We start from the raw sequence: 17,578 nt of genomic DNA on the forward strand, positions 1-17,578 counted from the left end.
TTAAATAAATTACACGATTATGAACAACCCAGTATTATTGGAAAATCTTCGATGCATTCCGGATTTTCCGAAGAAAGGCATTAATTTCCGCGACGTAACAACACTCTATAAGAATCCAGAGTGCATGAAGATTATGGTCGATGAAATGTATGAACTCTACAAAGAGAAGGGAATCACCAAAATTGTAGGCATCGAAAGCCGCGGTTTTGTCATGGCCGCTGCCCTCGCTACTAAACTCGGCGCAGGTGTTGTATTGGCAAGAAAACCTGGAAAACTCCCCGCTACGGTTATCAAAGAGTCTTTTTCTAAAGAGTACGGAGTAGACACCGTTGAAATGCACATCGACTCTATCGATGAAAACGACGTAGTTCTTATCCACGACGATCTACTTGCCACCGGTGGAACCGCAAAGGCAACTTTAAAACTCGTGAACCACTTCCATCCCAAGAAAGTATATATGAACTTTATCATCGAAATAACCGACGAAGGACTGCACGGACGCGATTGCCTTGAAAAGGACGTAGAAGTAACAACCTTGATGGTTATTTAAATCATTCTTATATACATCTGTTTCACGTGAAACAACAGTAACATGACTAAAGAAGAGAACGAGGCGCGCATTGCAAGACTGAAATCTATTGTGCTGAATATGCCAGAGAAACCGGGCAGCTATCAGTACTACGACGAAAATGGCACTATAATATATGTAGGCAAAGCCAAACGCTTAAAATCGCGCGTCTCGTCCTATTTTCACACAGAAGTAGATCGTTTCAAGACAAAAGTACTTGTATCGAAGATTCACGATATAAGCTATACGGTAGTAAACACCGAAGAGGACGCGCTATTATTGGAAAATTCTCTCATTAAGAAATATAACCCTCGATACAACGTACTACTTAAAGACGGCAAGACCTACCCCAGCATTTGCATCACCAAAGAGTATCTTCCTCGTATTTTCAGCACGCGTACTATCAATAAGAAATGGGGAACGTATTATGGGCCATATTCTCATGTGGCTTCGATGAATGCCGTGTTGGATCTTATCAAAAAGCTCTATCATCCCCGCAGTTGCCGTTTTCCCATCACCTGGGATGGCGTAGAGCAACGTAAATATCAGGTTTGCCTGGAATACCACATGAAGAATTGCGGTGCGCCATGCATTGGCAAACAGAGTATGGAAGACTATCAACGTAACATCGAACAGGCCCGCGAGATTCTAAAAGGCAACACACGTGAGGTTTTACGCGCCATGAAAGACGAAATGATGGCTTTGGCGGAGGAATTACGGTTTGAAGAGGCAGAAGAAGTGAAACGTCGATATTTGCTCATCGACCAATTTGTTTCGAAGAGCGAAGTAGTAAGCCATACGATTAATAATGTTGATGTACTTACGATTACTAATGACGAAAAAATTGCTTTCGTCAACTATATCCATGTAGCGAATGGCGCAATCAACCAGAGCTTCACATTTGAATATAAGAAGCGCTTGGATGAAAGCGATGAAGAATTGCTTCAATTGGCGATTGTAGAGATGCGTGAACGCTTTCAAAGCAATGCGCGGGAGATTATACTACCACAGGAAATAAACTGCAATCTGGAGGGAGTAACCATTACTGTACCACAACGCGGCGACAAGAAAACGCTTCTCGATCTTTCCCTTATGAACGGGAAACAGTATAAATTTGACCGACTAAAGCAAGCAGAAAAGTTAAATCCTGAACAAAAATCAGTACGACTGATGAAAGAAATACAGGACGCACTCCATTTACCTAAACTTCCATATCAGATAGAATGTTTCGACAACTCCAATATTAGCGGTACAGACGCCGTGGCTGCATGCGTCGTTTTCAAGAAGGCAAAACCTTCAAAACAAGACTATCGTAAGTATAATATAAAGACTGTGGTTGGTGCAGATGACTACGCAAGCATGAAGGAAGTAGTTGGTAGGCGTTATCGTCGTCTGATAGACGAACAACAACCTCTACCTGATCTCATTATTGCCGATGGTGGAAAGGGGCAGATGGAGGTTATTCGCGAAGTCATTCAAGATGAATTGAAACTAGACATTCCTATCGCAGGATTGGCAAAAGATGACCGTCACAGAACTAATGAACTGCTCTACGGATTTCCACCAAGGGTAATTGGAATGAAGACAGACTCAGAACTGTTCCGACTTTTCACTCAAATACAAGATGAAGTGCACCGTTTTGCAATTACATTCCACCGCGACAAGCGTTCCAAGCACCAACTCCACAGCGAACTTGACGATATTAAAGGTATTGGTCCTAAAACGCGAGACAGTCTCTTGAAGGCTCTAAAAAGCGTAAAACGTATTCGCGAAGCAGACTTAAATACCCTAAATAAGATTGTGGGCGAAGCCAAAGCAAATATTATCTTTGAGCATTTCAACAAACCATAAAGCATGCACAAAAAGATCGGTCTGAGTCAATAACCATGCAGCATAAGTTAAACCAGCAAAGAAACATGCCCGAAAAACGCTTTAATTTGCCGCTCAGAGACAACGAGCAACATATATATAGAGTTTATCCACAATACTAATCAAACGGCTTTAGATAGAAAAAAAGCATATTCATTAACAAAAAAAACACAACCAAAGTAATAGTTAAACAAACCTATCATTTTAAAAACCTTTATTATAATAGTAAGGAGTAAGACAACGCTTACTTTATATATCGCTCACTTAATCGTACTTCTGGGACTACAGCGCTTAGGTACTAACATTCGGAAATAAAAAAGAAAATGGGATTTTCTTTTGTATTTCGCTCACTTAATCGTACCTCTGCGACTACGTCGCTTAGGTACTAACATTCGGAAATACAAAAGAAAATGGGATTTTCTTTTGTATTTCGCTCACTTAATCGTACCTTTGTAGCATGAGAGTAGTAATACAACGCGTACAGCATGCCAGCGTAACAATAAAAGGCACGTTACATTCCAAAATTGGTAAAGGTTATCTTATCCTATTAGGAGTGTGTGAAGAAGATACTTCTGAAGATGTGGAATGGCTGGTAAAAAAGATAGTAGGCCTAAGAGTCTTTGAAGATGAAAACGGAGTGATGAATCGTTCTATTATGGAAGAAGATGGTGAAGCACTCGTAGTAAGCCAATTTACACTATATGCAAGCTATAAGAAAGGCAACCGGCCATCGTGGTTTCGTGCAGCCAGTCACGAGATTTCCATACCTCTATACGAGGAATTTTGCAGTAAGTTAAGTGAAGCGATGAACAAGCCTGTTGGCACAGGAGAATTTGGGGCAGACATGAAAGTGGAACTCTTGAACGATGGTCCTGTTACCATCTGCATGGACACTAAAAACAAGGAATAGCTAACAAATAGAAACAGATAAGCTTGATGATTAAAAGGTTTCTAACCGAAGAAAAGTGGTCAACTATAGCCTATATCTTAAACATAGTGGGCTTAGTGATGATCTTCACACGAAAATCATGGGATACATACAACCCATGGTATGGTTTAATAGGAGGGCTATTGATTGTGTTAGGCTTTAGCATCAACACATACATAGATTTCCCCCACCCTTTTCGTCAAGCAGAAACATCTAAAAAATTTGGGATTATATTTCGAATTTGCGCAATAATAGTACTCATCGTCTTGCTTATCTATACAATATTTGAAGAACAGGCAGAACTATCTTTGAACATGTAAATACTTCTAAATAATGACTATAAAAGAAGCTCAAGAAACAGTTGACAATTGGATCAAAGAATACGGAGTACGTTATTTCTCCGAACTTACCAATATGGCTTGCCTAACAGAAGAGGTAGGTGAGCTGGCTCGTATCATAGCCAGGAAATATGGCGATCAGAGTTTCAAAGAAGGTGAAAAGTGTGACCTTAGCGACGAGATGGCCGATGTGTTATGGGTGTTACTATGCCTTGCCAACCAAACAGGTGTGGACCTTACAGAAGCATTGGCACGTAACCTTGCAAAGAAAACACAACGCGACGCCACACGCCACATCAACAATCCAAAGTTGAAGTAATAACTAAAAGTCATTGCCCCACCCCTCCCAAGGGGCAATATTTCATTTACAAATAAAAAAACAACAATAAAAAAAGAACATTATGTCAGAGAAACTGAACAACAAACAAGACGAGAACAAGTACGAAAAAGCTTTGAGTCTCTACAATTGTGAAGTATCCGACGAAGAAGTGCGTGACGCAGTCCGCAAGATTATCGCAGAGAAAGTTCATGAAAACGACAACCTTGAGGTGAAAAATTTCCTCATGGGTAGTGTTGAACTTACAACGTTGAAGACCACCGATTCAGAGGATAGTGTACTTGCATTTACCGAGCGCGTCAACCAATTTGACGAGCAATATCCAGAACTACCCCATGTAGCCACTATTTGTGTCTATCCATGTTTTGCTAAAACAGTTAGCGAAACACTTGAAGTTGATGGAGTAGAGATTGCCTGCGTGAGCGGCAGTTTTCCCTCATCACAGGCACTTATCGAGGTAAAGGTAGCAGAGACTGCCCTTGCAATAAAGGATGGTGCAACAGAGATAGATATTGTCATGCCAGTAGGAAAATTCCTAAGTGGCAACTATGAAGAAGTGGCAGATGAAATCTCCGAACTGAAGAATGTATGTGGAGAGAAGAAGATGAAGGTAATTCTTGAAACTGGATGCTTGAAAACAGCAGCCAATATTAAGAAGGCCTCTATCCTTTCTATGTATGCAGGAGCAGATTATATCAAGACCTCAACAGGAAAGTTAAAACCCGCTGCAACCCCGGAAGCTGCTTATGTCATGTGTCAAGCTATCAAGGAATATTATGATAAGACAGGCATCCAGATAGGTTTCAAGCCTGCTGGTGGTCTCAATACCGTCATGGACGCCATCACGATGTACACTATAGTCAAGGAAGTTTTGGGTGAAAAATGGCTCACCAACCAATGGTTCCGTATGGGCACATCACGCCTTGCCAACCTGCTTTTGAGCGAGGTGGTAGGTCATGAGACCAAGTTCTTCTAAAGGCGACGCTCTATCACGTAGTCAACATAGGCAGTCAAGGCATCCTTGACTGCCTTTTCTTTTACGCTATTGTTGATGTAAGACATACATATCTTACTCATTTCCAACATCTTTTGTTCAGCATATTCAATACCGCCGTTACTCTTTGCAAACTCTACCAGTACCGCAATTTCATCCTTATTGACAGTGCCTTCTTTTACTTTACGTGCCAAAGTCAGCATCGACTCCATTGGTGTATGATTAAGTGCATATATTACAGGAAGCGTTAGCTTACCTTCCATCATATCGTTTCCTGTGGGCTTGCCAATTTCTTTAGAATCATAATAATCAAATATATCATCCCGGATTTGGAACATAACACCCAAAGTCTGTCCAAATTCGCCAGCTTTTTCTATTTCTTCATCGGATGCACCAGTAGATAAGGCACCGATTACGCAACATGCTTCAAAGAGCGCAGCCGTTTTCTGTTTGATAACCTGATAATAAACTTCCTCGCTAATCTCCTGATTTTGAATGTTCGACAGTTGAAGTATTTCACCTGCAGCAAGTGTCCGGCCGAGTTCAGAGAGGTTCTGCACAATATGTTTATTACCTGTTTTAGCAACATTGAGCAACGCAGTAGAAAGTATGTAATCACCCACAAGTACAGCTACCTTATTATTATAAGTAGCATTAACCGATGCCTGTCCGCGTCGTTCATCACTTTCATCCACCACATCATCATGCACAAGAGAAGCAGTATGCAGTAGCTCAAGACCTACAGCAGCATGCTGGGTCTCTACCGATACCTGCCCATAGTTCTTCGCTACGAGTAAAGTCAACATAGGTCTCATACGTTTTCCACCTCGTTGTCTGATGTGATCCAACACTTGAGAAAGCAAAGCTTCATCATGTTTGAGATTACTATTCATCAACTCAATAAAATCGTTGAGTTCCTTCTCTATTGGGTGCTTAATAAGTGATAAATGATCCATAATCGCAGAAATTTAATGCAAAAATAGTGAAAATCTCGCAGTAATGAGAAATTATTTAGTAATTTTACGCAGAAAATAGAAAATGTTATGAATAAACTATTCCTTTTAGACGCTTACGCACTGATATACCGTTCATATTACGCCTTTATCAAGAACCCGCGTATCAATTCCAAGGGGCTGAATACTTCAGCAATCGTAGGGTTTGTAAACACCCTCCAGGAAGTACTTACGAAAGAGCAACCCACACACATTGGCGTGGCATTTGACCCTCATGGACCCACATTTCGCAGCGAAGCATTCCCAGAATACAAAGCACAACGTGAGGCAACTCCAGAAGACATCCGCAAGTCTGTTCCTATCATCAAAGACCTCTTGCGTGCATGGAACATATCCATCCTTGAAGTTGATGGCTATGAAGCTGATGATGTGATAGGTACTTTGGCCACAAAAGCAGGCGAGTTGGGTGTTGACACCTATATGCTCACGCCCGATAAGGACTATGGCCAATTGGTGACAGAACACGTACACATCTATCGTCCGCGACATGGCGGTGGTTATGAAGTAATGGGACCAGAAGAAGTGAAAGCCAAATACAACATCCCCTCACCTACTGCTGTCATCGACTTGCTCGCCTTAATGGGCGATGCAGCCGACAACTTTCCAGGTTGCCCAGGTGTTGGAGAAAAGACAGCAGCCAAACTCATCGGCCAATTTGGAAACATCGACCAGCTCCTTGCCCATACCTCAGAACTGAAAGGTGCATTGAAGACAAAAGTCGAAACCCACGTCAATGACATCCGCCTATCACTTTTCCTCGCCACAATCAAAACCGATGTTCCCGTCGAACTCAACCTCGACGAATTGAAGGTGAGTCACCCCAATGAGGAAGAACTGGGTCGTTTACTCGAAGAATTAGAGTTTAAGAGCCTTGCTAACAAGATTCTTAAAAAATCTAAAAATACTCAAACATCTGCTAATTCTCAGCTCTCTCTCTTTGCAGAATTTGCGCCCGAGAGTGCGGAAAGCTCAAAATTTTCGAGTTTTGAGAGCTTAAAAACCACTCCTCACAAGTATCATCTTGTTGATAATGAGGAAGAAATGCAACGCATTTGTGACTATTTTAGGACAGTTGAAAATGTCAGTCTAGACACAGAGACCACTTCGACAACAGCAATAGACGCAGAACTCGTAGGTTTGAGCTTTGCGACAAAGGAACACGAAGCGTATTACGTACCAGTGCCAGCAGATAGAGCCGAAGCACAAAAAGTAGTTGAAATTTTCCGCCCGATCTATGAGAGCGACAAAATAGTAAAGGTTGGACAAAATCTAAAATACGATTTGGAAGTGTTGCGCAACTATGACATTCATCTGCAAGGTCCGATGTTCGACACCATGATAGCCCATTATCTTCTCCAACCCGAACTGCACCACAACATGGACTACATGGCAGAAGCATATCTCCACTACCAAACCATCCACATCGACGAACTGATAGGACCGAAAGGAAAAAAGCAACGTTCGATGCGCGACCTCACTCCCGAACAGGTCTATGAATATGCTGCCGAGGACGCAGACATTACTCTTCAACTGAAAAACCACCTTGAGCCACAACTCAAAGAATATGGTGCTGACCGCCTGTTCTACGATATCGAGATGCCATTGATGCCTGTATTGGCAGAAATGGAAATGAATGGTGTATGTATTGACGCGTCATCATTGGCTGATACCTCATTACAACTTACCGAACGCATAAACACTATAGAACAAGAGATCTATACCTTGGCAGGCGAAACATTCAACATTGCCTCCCCCAAACAAGTTGGCGATGTGCTGTTTGGTAAACTGAAGATTGTTGAAAAACCCAAGAAAACCAAGACCGGACAGTATGTCACAAGTGAAGAAGTGCTCCAACAGTTACGCCACAAACACGAGATAGTAGATAAGATTCTGCAACATCGTGGATTGAAGAAACTCTTGGGCACCTATATCGATGCACTCCCCCGACTCATCAATCCCCGTACCGGCCACATCCACACCTCATTCAACCAGACAATCACAGCCACCGGACGCCTTTCGTCAAGCGATCCCAACTTACAAAACATACCTGTGCGAGGTGAAGATGGCAAAGAAATCCGTAAAGCATTCATCCCCGAACCTGGATGCCTTTTCTTCTCTGCCGACTATAGTCAGATTGAACTACGTGTCATGGCACATCTAAGTGGGGATGAAAACATGATTCGGGTATTCCGCGAAGGCAAGGACCTGCATGCTGCCACAGCTGCCAACATCTATAAAAAAGATATCAACGAGGTTACTCGCGATGAGCGCTCCAAGTCTAAGCGCGCCAATTTCGGAATTATCTACGGCATCACCGTGTTTGGTCTTGCCGAGCGTCTTGACATCGACCGTAGTGAGGCTAAACAACTGATAGACGGATACTTTGATACTTTCCCACAAGTGCATGACTATATGGAGAAGGCCAAAGCACTGGCTCACGAACAAGGTTATGTCACTACCCTGTTTGGCCGTCGCCGCTATTTGCCCGACATCAATAGTGCCAATGCCGTGGTGCGCGGATTTGCCGAGCGCAATGCCATCAACGCTCCTATACAGGGAACTGCAGCCGACATCATTAAGGTAGCAATGATACGCATCTTCCAACGTTTCCAACAGGAAGGCATCCGCAGCAAGATGATTCTCCAGGTACACGACGAACTCAACTTCTCTGTCTATCCTGAAGAGCGTGCGCAAGTGGAGCGCATCGTACTCGAAGAGATGCAAGGAGCCATCAAACTCCATGTTCCATTGGTAGCCGACAGCGGTTGGGGAGCCAACTGGCTTGAGGCTCACTAAACATCAGGCAAGAATCAATAGAACTCTAAACATTATTCTATAAAACAACAAACAAAATGAAAAGGAAACAACTCTTTCTGACCGTCACTACCCTATTGGTATGTTTGACCCTTACTGCAATGTTCACATCTTGCGGAGATGATGACTCAAAAACAGATGATTCTCAAAGCTGGATTTGCGGCAAATGGGATGTAAGCGTCGATGTCACCAACTACGAGAACAACAAGGTTGTTGAACACCGAACCGACAGAAAAGGTACAGCCAAGTTTGAAAGAAACGGCACCCTCAGTGGCTTTGAAGATTTCACGAAATGGAAACTTACCGCCAACACCCTGACCGTTAGCGGTTCGAAAGGTAACGTAAGCGAGAAAACTTTCAATATCTCAACAGATGCAAACAATCAAATCTTCACTTTCACCGAAGAGATAGAAACACTAAAGACAAATGACAGCACTTCTGCCAACGGCAAGATAGAAAAGAAATGCATCAAAGTGTATGTCTTCCGAAAAGACTACACTTACAGTTCTAACAAACAATAAGACCCTATCCATCGCCCGATGTGGATTCAACATCCTATCGGGCGATTATTTTATATCGGTCATAATTCCCACGAAAGTATATCCGCAAAATTTATATCTATTCGATGTCGCTCAGAAATAAAACAGATCGATATTCTTTTAATAACGCTTTGACATGGTTTTCCAGACGTTTGGCAAAACGTATTGTCCAACGTTTGCAAGGGTATTTCCTAAGGTTTGGCAAAGATATCGTCTAACGTTTGAAAAAGGTCTTTTCAAAGTTTGACAAAAGTGTTATCCAACATTTGACAAAAGTATTATCCAACGTTTGATAAAAGTATTATCCAACGTTTGATAAAGGTATTATCCAACGTTTGATAAAGGTGTTATCCAACGTTTGATAAAAGTATTATCAAGGTCTGAAAAAACGCTGATAAACTATAGTAAACCCATTTATACATCAATCGCTTAGCTGGTCCGTGTTGATGATAGATGGCAATCCGGTGGTCGATGTGTGGTCGAACTTTCAGACATCGACCACCACTTAAAGTTCTAATATACTGCACGTTATACTATAGGTATGGTCGAGTGGTCGAAATTTTCTGAAAACTAAAATAACTGCGTGCTGAGGTAGTAATACTTTCTTGGACGACACGGATTTACAATGATGCCCACAAAGCAACCTTGCTGCCGTCAATAGAAAACATGCTTATTATCAACCGAAAACACATTTATTCGCCATGAAAATCAGCACAATAAGTGAAAGAAAAGGTATAAATGGAAATTTTGAACATTATGTAGTAATTTATGAATAGTATGATGTGATGGAAAAGTCGTAACTTTGCGCTCGATTAGTTATAGTTTAGAATATCAGAAGAAATATATCAAGCATAAGAAGATGAAAAAAGTATTGTTTTTTTGTATCGCTCTCTGTGCAATCACAATGGTCAAAGCACAGGAGACCCTTACGCTGAACCAGTGTTTGCAAATGGCGATAGACAACAATCTCTCGTTGAAAATCAGTCGAAATGAGGTTGCAAAAGGTAAACAAACCATTAGCGAAAACCGCGCCAAACTGTATCCACAGATCAATGCAGTGGCACAGCTCAACGACAACTTCACTCCACCAGTATCTGTCACCGATGGTTCGGCATACGGTAAGTCCTACAATGTGACCAAAACCCTACAATACAATGCCTCAGCAGGTTTACAATTACAGATGCCCCTCTACAACCAAATGGTGCTTACAGCTATCGACATTTCCAAAACTGTTGACCATCTGAACCAGCTCTCTTATGAGAAAGCACGCGAAGATCTCATCGTGCAGACCGCCAAAGCCTATTATATGGCGCAAAACACATTAGAGCAAATTCGCTTGGTGAACGATAATATCAAGCGTTTGGAAGAGTTGCGCGACATCACCCAAGCATTCTACGACAACCAGATGAGCCTTGAAGTAGATTTGAAGCGCGTCAACCTCAATATCGAGAACCTCACCGTGCAGCGCGACAATGCCGTTGCCATGCTCGATCAGCAATATACCATGCTAAAATATGTCATCGACTATCCTGCCGACAAGGCCATCCAAGTGACCGACATGGAGCCTGCCAAGATAGAGGAAGTGAAGGCCAACGGCCTCAATACCGGCCTCTACGAACTGCAACTGCTTGAGAAGAAAAAGGAATTGACCAAGAAGCAAACCAAGCTTGCCAAAGACGGCTATCTTCCCACACTAAGCCTTACCGGCAGTCTGATGTACTCAGCTTTCACCGATAAGTTTGAACATTGGTTCCATTCGGGCGATTCCAACCATTGGTATGGCTCCAACGGTTTAGGCCTTCAGGTGCGCGTTCCCATCTTCGACGGTTTTGAGAAACGCTCTAAAATCAGACGTGCCAAGATAGAAGAAGACAATGCACGTATCGGCTATGAAAATGCCCTGAAAGGCATGCAGGCCAACTATATCAATGCTGTCAGCGAAGTAAACAACTGCCAACGCAACTACAAAAAGCAGTCAGACAATTATCTTTTGGCACAAGATGTATATAGCGTGACCGCCGACCAATATAAAGAAGGCGTCAGTTCGATGACCGCAGTACTCCAAGACGAGATGCGTATGAGCGAAGCCATGAATAATTATCTTACAGCCTGCTATAGCTATAAGATAGCCAACCTGTCACTTCTCAAACTCACCGGTCAACTGGACCAAGTGAAATAAAGCCATTTTCAAACTATATTATCATACAATAACAACGAACAAAACAAAACGAAGATATGGAAAACAAGGAAAACAAAGAAAATAAAGAAATGGAAAACGTAGAAACAGTACAGGAAGAAAATGCCAAGGAGTTTAAGAAGCTCAGAGGCCGTCGCCTCGTAGTCAGTCTTATCGGCATTGCCATTCTTGCCTATGGTCTATGGAAAATCGGCTGTCTCTTCTTCGATTACTCTTCCAATGAGTCGAGCAACGATGCCCAGATAGAGCAGTATATCTCTCCCGTTAACCTCCGTGCATCAGGCTACATAGCCAAAGTTTGTTTCAGAGAGCATCAAGAAGTGCATAAAGGCGACACCCTGCTCATTCTCGACGACCGAGAATACCGCATCCGTCTGATGGAGGCAGAGGCTGCGCTGAAGGATGCTTTGGCTGGCGCCAACGTCATCGATGCCACCAAGCAAACCACCGAGACCTCGGCATCTATCTATTCTGCCTCTATCGATGAGATAGAAGTGCGCCTCGCCAAACTTGCCAAAGACTGCGAACGCTACCGCAATTTGGTGGCCAAGAAAGCCGCAACCCCAATCCAACTGGAACAACTGGAAGTGGAATATGCCGCCACGAAAAAGAAACTCGAAGCCGCCAAGAAGCAACAAGCTGCTGCTTATAAAGGCGTCAACGAGGTGACCACTCGCAAGCAAAACGTTGCAGCCGCCATCGAGCGTGCTCAGGCAGCAGTCGAAATGGCCAAGTTAAACCTCTCCTACTGTGTTGTTGTGGCCCCTTGCAACGGTAAATTGGGACGCCGATCTATTGAGGAAGGCCAGATGGTCAATGCAGGAACCACCATCACCTATATTGTCCCCGACAATCAGAAATGGGTGGTAGCCAATTTCAAGGAGACCCAGATAGAGCACCTCTACGTAGGTCAGAAGGTGCGTATCAGCGTAGATGCTATGCACGACAAGGAGTTTGAAGGCACCGTTACCGCCATTTCCGGTGCCACAGGCGCTAAGTATTCACTTGTTCCTACCGACAATTCTGCCGGCAACTTCGTAAAGATTCAGCAGCGCGTGCCAGTACGCATCGACTTCACCAATATCAGCAAAGAGGACAATGCCCGCCTTGCCGCAGGTATGATGGTAATCGTCAAAGCCCAGAGAAAATAGTAAGATGTCGGAAAAGTATAAGAATTATCCGTTTTACAGTTGGGTGCCGAAACCACTTGGCATCATCTTTATGATCATCCTCTTCGTACCGATGATCACTATGGGTGGTGTCTATGCCGCCAACAGCGGTGAGATGATGAGCGGACTCGGCATCCAGTCGGAGTATATCGTCTTTGCCAGCTTCTGCACCTCAATAGGTATGGCAGCATTTTCGCCATTCTTCTATGACTTGGTGTGTATCCGACGAGAGAAGATGATGTGTATCGTAGGCTTCTCCATTCTCTTTCTGCTGAGTTATGTCTGTGCTATGACCGAATCGCTTTTCATTCTCGGTTTGTGCAGTCTGCTCATGGGTTTTGTGCGCCAAACGCTATTGATGGCCCATCTCTTCGTACTCATCAAGTATGCTTTCGGCATAGAAGCCACACGTAATCTCACACCAGGTTGTGAACCTACAACAGAGGAAGGTTGGGATGCTGCAGATAGCGAAAAGATGGTATCACAACCGGTCATCTACCTTTTCTTTATGATTATCGGACAACTCGGAACATGGCTTACAGCTTGGTTGGCCTACGCTTACGAGTGGCAGTATGTCTATCATTTCATGATGGCATTTATGCTTGCAGGCATCATCATCGTATTCTTCACCATGCCCTATCATGAATATGCACTGCCAAAATTCCCCATATCCTTTTCAAAGTTTGGCAATGTCACGGTGTTCAGCGTTATGCTTTGCTCGTTTGTCTATGTCATGGTGTTTGGCAAAACATTAGACTGGTTTGACGACAAATCCATCTGCCTCTCCACACTGATATGCATCGTCTTTACGGGGTTGTTTATCTATTTGGAAGCCTCACGCCGATCACCTTATTTCATCATGGAGGTATTTAAAGTAAGGGTCGTCAACTATGGTATCATGCTGTTCTTTCTGCTGATGTTATGTAATTCAAGCAGTATGTTCGTCAATGTGTTCACCAATGTCAGCATGAAGATAGACAACTGGCAGAATGCCACTTTGGGCAATTGGGTAATGGTGGGCTATACCGTTGGACTCATCTTTGCCATTATAGCCAGAGCCAAAAACGTCCACTTGAAATGGATGTATGCCCTTGGATTTGTATTTATCGGTGCATACGCCCTCTTCATGTATTTCGAGGTTCAAAACGATGGAATGTATGAACGCATGAAGTGGCCCGTCATTATCCGCTCCACCGGAATGATGTTGCTCTATTCACTGATATCCACTATTGCCAACCAACGCATGCCCTATCGATTTATGTCCACCTGGGTATGTATCATGCTCACCGTGCGTATGGTCATTGCACCAAGTATCGGTTCTGCACTCTATAGTAATGTGCTTCAGCACCGTCAACAGTATTATGTCACACGCTTCGCACAGGATTTCGACCGCACCAGTATCGAGACTGCCACCACCTACGACCAAACAATTCGGGGCATGCAGCATCAAGGCAAGAACGAGACCGAAGCACAACACATGGCAGCCATGAGCGTCAAGGGTAAGATTCAGGTGCAAGCCACGCTGACCACCATTAAGGAGATGGCCGGCTGGACTTTCTATGGGTGTATGGCCTGTGCGCTACTGATGCTTATCATCCCTTGGCGCAAGCGCAATCTGAAGGAACTCACTCGCGAATATTTGCTCAAGAATGTAGATGTCAGTTCACTTGGGGCAAAATAAGAGTGGGGCAAAATATCAAAAAAAGCAAGACTTTCATCGGGAAAGAATGATATTTTTGTTATCTTTGCACCAAATAAGGTCATGGGAACGGTCATCGTTCTCATGACTTGGGCAAAGAAACAATAAATGGAACTGACCGAAAACATCATCATCTGCAACGCCAGCACCTTTCCCCATTGGCTGACCGAACCCTTCTATTCCGACTATGTGGGTATAGTGGTTTGTCATCAGGGAACGTTTCATTTCTGTGTAGATGGCACTTCATATACTACTAAAGCAGATGAAACCGTATTCCTGTCAAAGGGCATCATGCTTCAAGTGACAGAAAGTTCTTCCGATTTACAGTTCACTTTACTCTTCTACCACAGCGAAAACATACGCCCCATGTTAGGCAATACCGTAGTCACCATGCGCCTCTATGCCACCATCTATCCTAAAGCATGCCACATTATCCATACAGGTTTTGAGGATATGCTTGCTTCTTATGCCCGCATGTTGCAGGCATTGGAGCAGCAAGAAGACACCAGTCCGTATAGTGCCTACGAAGAAAAACTCCTATTGCTGGCAGTCACTTACCGACTATGCAGTATCTTCTCCATGTCGTATAAAGTTGTAGGCAAGGATATGGCACGTAAGATAGAAATCTTCGAGTCGTTGCTCAAGCTCATTGAAGACAACTACATGCGTGAACGCAGTGTGGCATTCTATGCCGATCAACTGTGTCTTACACCAAAATACTTATCTGTCATGGTGAAATCGCTATGCGGAAACACTGTTCAACAATTGCTCTTCAAAGCCATTATCCGCCGTAGCATTTTCCTTATGAAGAATACCAATATGTCGATTCAACAGATTTCCTACGAGTTGAATTTTCCCAATGCTTCCACCTTCGGCACATTCTTCAAGAAGCACACGGGACTTTCACCCAAACACTACAGAATGGCTACAGAATAAGCTGTGTAGCCCACTGATATAGCACTATATCGGTTATCTTGCTGGAAAACTCATTTCAAATGCTTGATAACACGAGCAGGATTACCCACTGCCACCACATTAGAAGGGATGTCGCTGACCACCACACTACCCGCTCCTATCGTCACATTGTCGCCAATGGTGACACCGGGAAGAATAGTAGCACCACCACCAATCCACACACTATGGCCAATGGTGACTGGTTTTGCCCATTCACGACGTGTGTTACGCTCCTCAGGATTGGTACTGTGACAAGCGGTATAGATGCCAACATTGGGACCGATAAAACAGTCGTCGCCTATGGTTACTGGTGCTTCGTCGAGCACAGTCCAATTGAAATTGGCAAAGAAACGCTTACCCACGTGTATATTTGTACCATAATCACACCAGAACGGTTGTACAATAAAGGTATCAGTTTCACTGGTTCCCAACATCTGTTGCAGTTTTAAGTTGCGTGCCTGCAAATCGGTTGGACGTATCTGGTTGTATTCCCAACAATCGTCCTTACATTTATTCAATAGTTGTATAAGGTACGCATCACAAGCATTATACTCCTCGCCGCGCACCATTTTCTGGTATTCGACCATATTATGTTCGGTCATCATATTTTCACTTCTATATTAGGGTTCTGTCGTAGCAGTTCTTGTACAAACTCCTGACTGTTTTTGGGCGATATGATAATATCATCGAAGCGGTTGTAGAAAATACAAATGCGCTGAAGACTCAATGCTGGCGAACTAAGCATCGTACGACAAGGCGTTATCTTCAGTATCTTGTCGATAGGTACATCCCATCCGATAAACATGCCGCACCTCACCTTCAACACCCCTTCTCCAATGGTATAGTCGGTATGCAGCAACAGATCTACTAAGAGCCATGTCATCAACACCGTCACCACTACAATTATCCATTCATAGTTGGTGACTATCACCTGCCATATCAAAAAGCCGATAACACACATGAATAATATCACGAGCCAAGTATCCACTCTCGATTTATATACCTTGTTTTCTATCATTTAGCGTTGCAGTTATTCGACTGCAAAGATACATTATTTTTTCGAACTCTACACCTTTTCTATAAACAAATACAAGAGAAGTCGTAGCAAAAAGATTGTCTTTATGGAGACAACCCAGAGTTTCTCGACTTACAAAGTGTCAGCCACATACCATGAAGGGCTGCCGCATCGAGATGCAACAGCCCTGTTATCAACATATATAAAAGCGCTTAACAAAGTAGCGCAGAGACTGCCAGTGCGTCATCGCCTTCATAGACTTTCATCTCTGTCATGGGCGAATAGTTGAAATTGGAAAAACGGAAAAGTTGAACTGCAAGGTATTCATAGTCTTGCGAACAAGCTATTTCCAAGCGGAAAGGTCCAACCGCAACAGTGGGCAACTTACCCTTTTCCACTTCGCTACGCATCGTCTTACCGTCAGTCTGAAGCAGTTGTGTGAGTCGGCCTTCCATATCTGGAGCATACTCATTGACCTTCAGATTGATTTTAGATGATGTGGGGGCGTAGGTAAGATTGGTCTTCAATCCGAGAAAACCACGACTGATATTAATACGAGAATCGTTGGAGAGAGCCTCAGCCATCTCCATGTGTTTATAATTTGCCATTGTTTTTTGATGTTAGAATGTGTTTCTTAAAATAAATAAATAATTGTGCTATAGGCCAAGAAGGCCAATAAAGAAACACACTGCTAACGCAGAATCCGCCTCAGTGCAATGATATAATACTGGCACGAGACGGCACTCTGATGGGGTGACACCTCTTGGCGACGACGCCCATCATAGTGATCATGTATAAGAATGATTGGGGTTTTCAGCGAAACGGCTACTAATCGCTGGCCTGTAGGACGCCCACCGCCCATGGTGGGCAAGCGCAACAAGCGTGGCGTAGCAATACGATAGCCATCATAAACATCTGTCAACAGTGCCTCACCCAAAGGTTGATGTTTGCTATCATTATCATAGATCTGGTCGGAAACAGGCACCGATTCGTTACATCTTTCCACGGCAAAAACCTCCTGCTGCTGACCAAAAGTCATCAGCAGAAGCAACAATACAAAGTGGAAAAGACGCTGTTTCATAACTGCAAAATTAAACATTCTGCGCGAAAAAACGGCATATAAATCCATTTTTTACATGTTTCT

16 protein-coding genes are annotated in these 17,578 nt (G+C 43.4%); 11 read left to right on the top strand and 5 right to left on the bottom strand.

Going from position 1 to position 17,578, the window contains the following annotated elements; all coding sequences use genetic code 11:
- The first annotated feature begins 19 nt into the window (after window positions 1-19).
- The 5 genes from CIK93_RS11385 to deoC all read left to right on the top strand — a co-directional run bounded on the left by CIK93_RS11385 (window position 20) and on the right by deoC (window position 5,016).
- Window positions 20-550 carry an adenine phosphoribosyltransferase gene (locus tag CIK93_RS11385; protein WP_094389978.1) on the top strand — a complete coding sequence of 177 codons (531 nt, stop codon included), beginning with the start codon at window positions 20-22 and terminating at the stop codon, window positions 548-550.
- Window positions 551-592: 42 nt separating this feature from the next.
- Window positions 593-2,419, top strand: a complete 1,827-nt coding sequence (gene uvrC, locus CIK93_RS11390) for an excinuclease ABC subunit UvrC (RefSeq protein ID WP_094440105.1) — start codon at window positions 593-595, stop codon at window positions 2,417-2,419.
- Between the two features lie 475 nt (window positions 2,420-2,894).
- Window positions 2,895-3,347 (top strand): D-aminoacyl-tRNA deacylase, encoded by a 453-nt coding sequence (dtd, locus tag CIK93_RS11395; RefSeq protein WP_094447430.1) that lies wholly within the window; start codon window positions 2,895-2,897, stop codon window positions 3,345-3,347.
- Between the two features lie 351 nt (window positions 3,348-3,698).
- Complete coding sequence (locus CIK93_RS11405) at window positions 3,699-4,022, top strand: nucleotide pyrophosphohydrolase (RefSeq protein WP_094389982.1); 324 nt, start codon at window positions 3,699-3,701, stop codon at window positions 4,020-4,022.
- A gap of 82 nt (window positions 4,023-4,104) precedes the next feature.
- Entirely contained in the window at window positions 4,105-5,016 is a 912-nt protein-coding gene (deoC, locus tag CIK93_RS11410; protein ID WP_094447432.1) for a deoxyribose-phosphate aldolase, read from the top strand.
- On the opposite strand, the gene CIK93_RS11415 is transcribed toward deoC, so the two are convergent.
- Complete coding sequence (locus tag CIK93_RS11415; protein ID WP_094447433.1) at window positions 5,013-5,990, bottom strand: polyprenyl synthetase family protein; 978 nt, start codon at window positions 5,988-5,990, stop codon at window positions 5,013-5,015. The two genes, deoC and CIK93_RS11415, sit on opposite strands and share 4 nt — an antisense overlap.
- Window positions 5,991-6,077: 87 nt before the next feature.
- Between CIK93_RS11415 and polA the strand changes: the two genes are divergently transcribed.
- From polA to CIK93_RS11445, 6 genes are all read left to right on the top strand, one after another.
- Window positions 6,078-8,843, top strand: a complete 2,766-nt coding sequence (gene polA, locus CIK93_RS11420) for a DNA polymerase I (RefSeq protein WP_094447434.1) — start codon at window positions 6,078-6,080, stop codon at window positions 8,841-8,843.
- A gap of 56 nt (window positions 8,844-8,899) precedes the next feature.
- Window positions 8,900-9,382, top strand: coding sequence for a hypothetical protein (locus tag CIK93_RS11425; protein ID WP_094449308.1), 483 nt, complete (start codon window positions 8,900-8,902; stop codon window positions 9,380-9,382).
- A gap of 877 nt (window positions 9,383-10,259) precedes the next feature.
- Window positions 10,260-11,579, top strand: a complete 1,320-nt coding sequence (locus tag CIK93_RS11430) for a TolC family protein (RefSeq protein ID WP_094389987.1) — start codon at window positions 10,260-10,262, stop codon at window positions 11,577-11,579.
- Window positions 11,580-11,635: 56 nt separating this feature from the next.
- Window positions 11,636-12,748: an HlyD family secretion protein gene (locus CIK93_RS11435; RefSeq protein WP_094389988.1), complete on the top strand. Its 1,113-nt coding sequence runs from the start codon at window positions 11,636-11,638 to the stop codon at window positions 12,746-12,748.
- Window positions 12,749-12,752: 4 nt separating this feature from the next.
- Entirely contained in the window at window positions 12,753-14,447 is a 1,695-nt protein-coding gene (locus CIK93_RS11440) for an MFS transporter (protein ID WP_094389989.1), read from the top strand.
- A gap of 126 nt (window positions 14,448-14,573) precedes the next feature.
- On the top strand, window positions 14,574-15,401 hold the full coding sequence (locus CIK93_RS11445; protein WP_094447435.1) for an AraC family transcriptional regulator: 828 nt from the start codon (window positions 14,574-14,576) through the stop codon (window positions 15,399-15,401).
- Between the two features lie 50 nt (window positions 15,402-15,451).
- Here the strand turns inward: CIK93_RS11445 and CIK93_RS11450 are convergent, their stop codons facing one another.
- The 4 genes from CIK93_RS11450 to CIK93_RS11465 all read right to left on the bottom strand — a co-directional run bounded on the left by CIK93_RS11450 (window position 15,452) and on the right by CIK93_RS11465 (window position 17,515).
- Window positions 15,452-16,024 (bottom strand): sugar O-acetyltransferase, encoded by a 573-nt coding sequence (locus tag CIK93_RS11450; RefSeq protein WP_254046289.1) that lies wholly within the window; start codon window positions 16,022-16,024, stop codon window positions 15,452-15,454.
- Window positions 16,021-16,437 (bottom strand): PH domain-containing protein, encoded by a 417-nt coding sequence (locus tag CIK93_RS11455; protein ID WP_094434870.1) that lies wholly within the window; start codon window positions 16,435-16,437, stop codon window positions 16,021-16,023. Before CIK93_RS11455 ends, CIK93_RS11450 begins: the two co-directional genes overlap by 4 nt.
- A 209-nt stretch (window positions 16,438-16,646) precedes the next feature.
- The gene (locus CIK93_RS11460; protein WP_094389992.1) at window positions 16,647-17,042 is read right to left on the bottom strand and encodes a hypothetical protein; all 396 of its coding nucleotides are present in this window, start codon (window positions 17,040-17,042) and stop codon (window positions 16,647-16,649) included.
- 83 nt (window positions 17,043-17,125) lie between these two features.
- Window positions 17,126-17,515, bottom strand: coding sequence for a hypothetical protein (locus CIK93_RS11465; RefSeq protein WP_094389993.1), 390 nt, complete (start codon window positions 17,513-17,515; stop codon window positions 17,126-17,128).
- Window positions 17,516-17,578 lie beyond the last annotated feature (63 nt).

It is taken from the genome of Prevotella sp. P3-92, assembly GCF_002251205.1.
Classification (GTDB): domain Bacteria; phylum Bacteroidota; class Bacteroidia; order Bacteroidales; family Bacteroidaceae; genus Prevotella.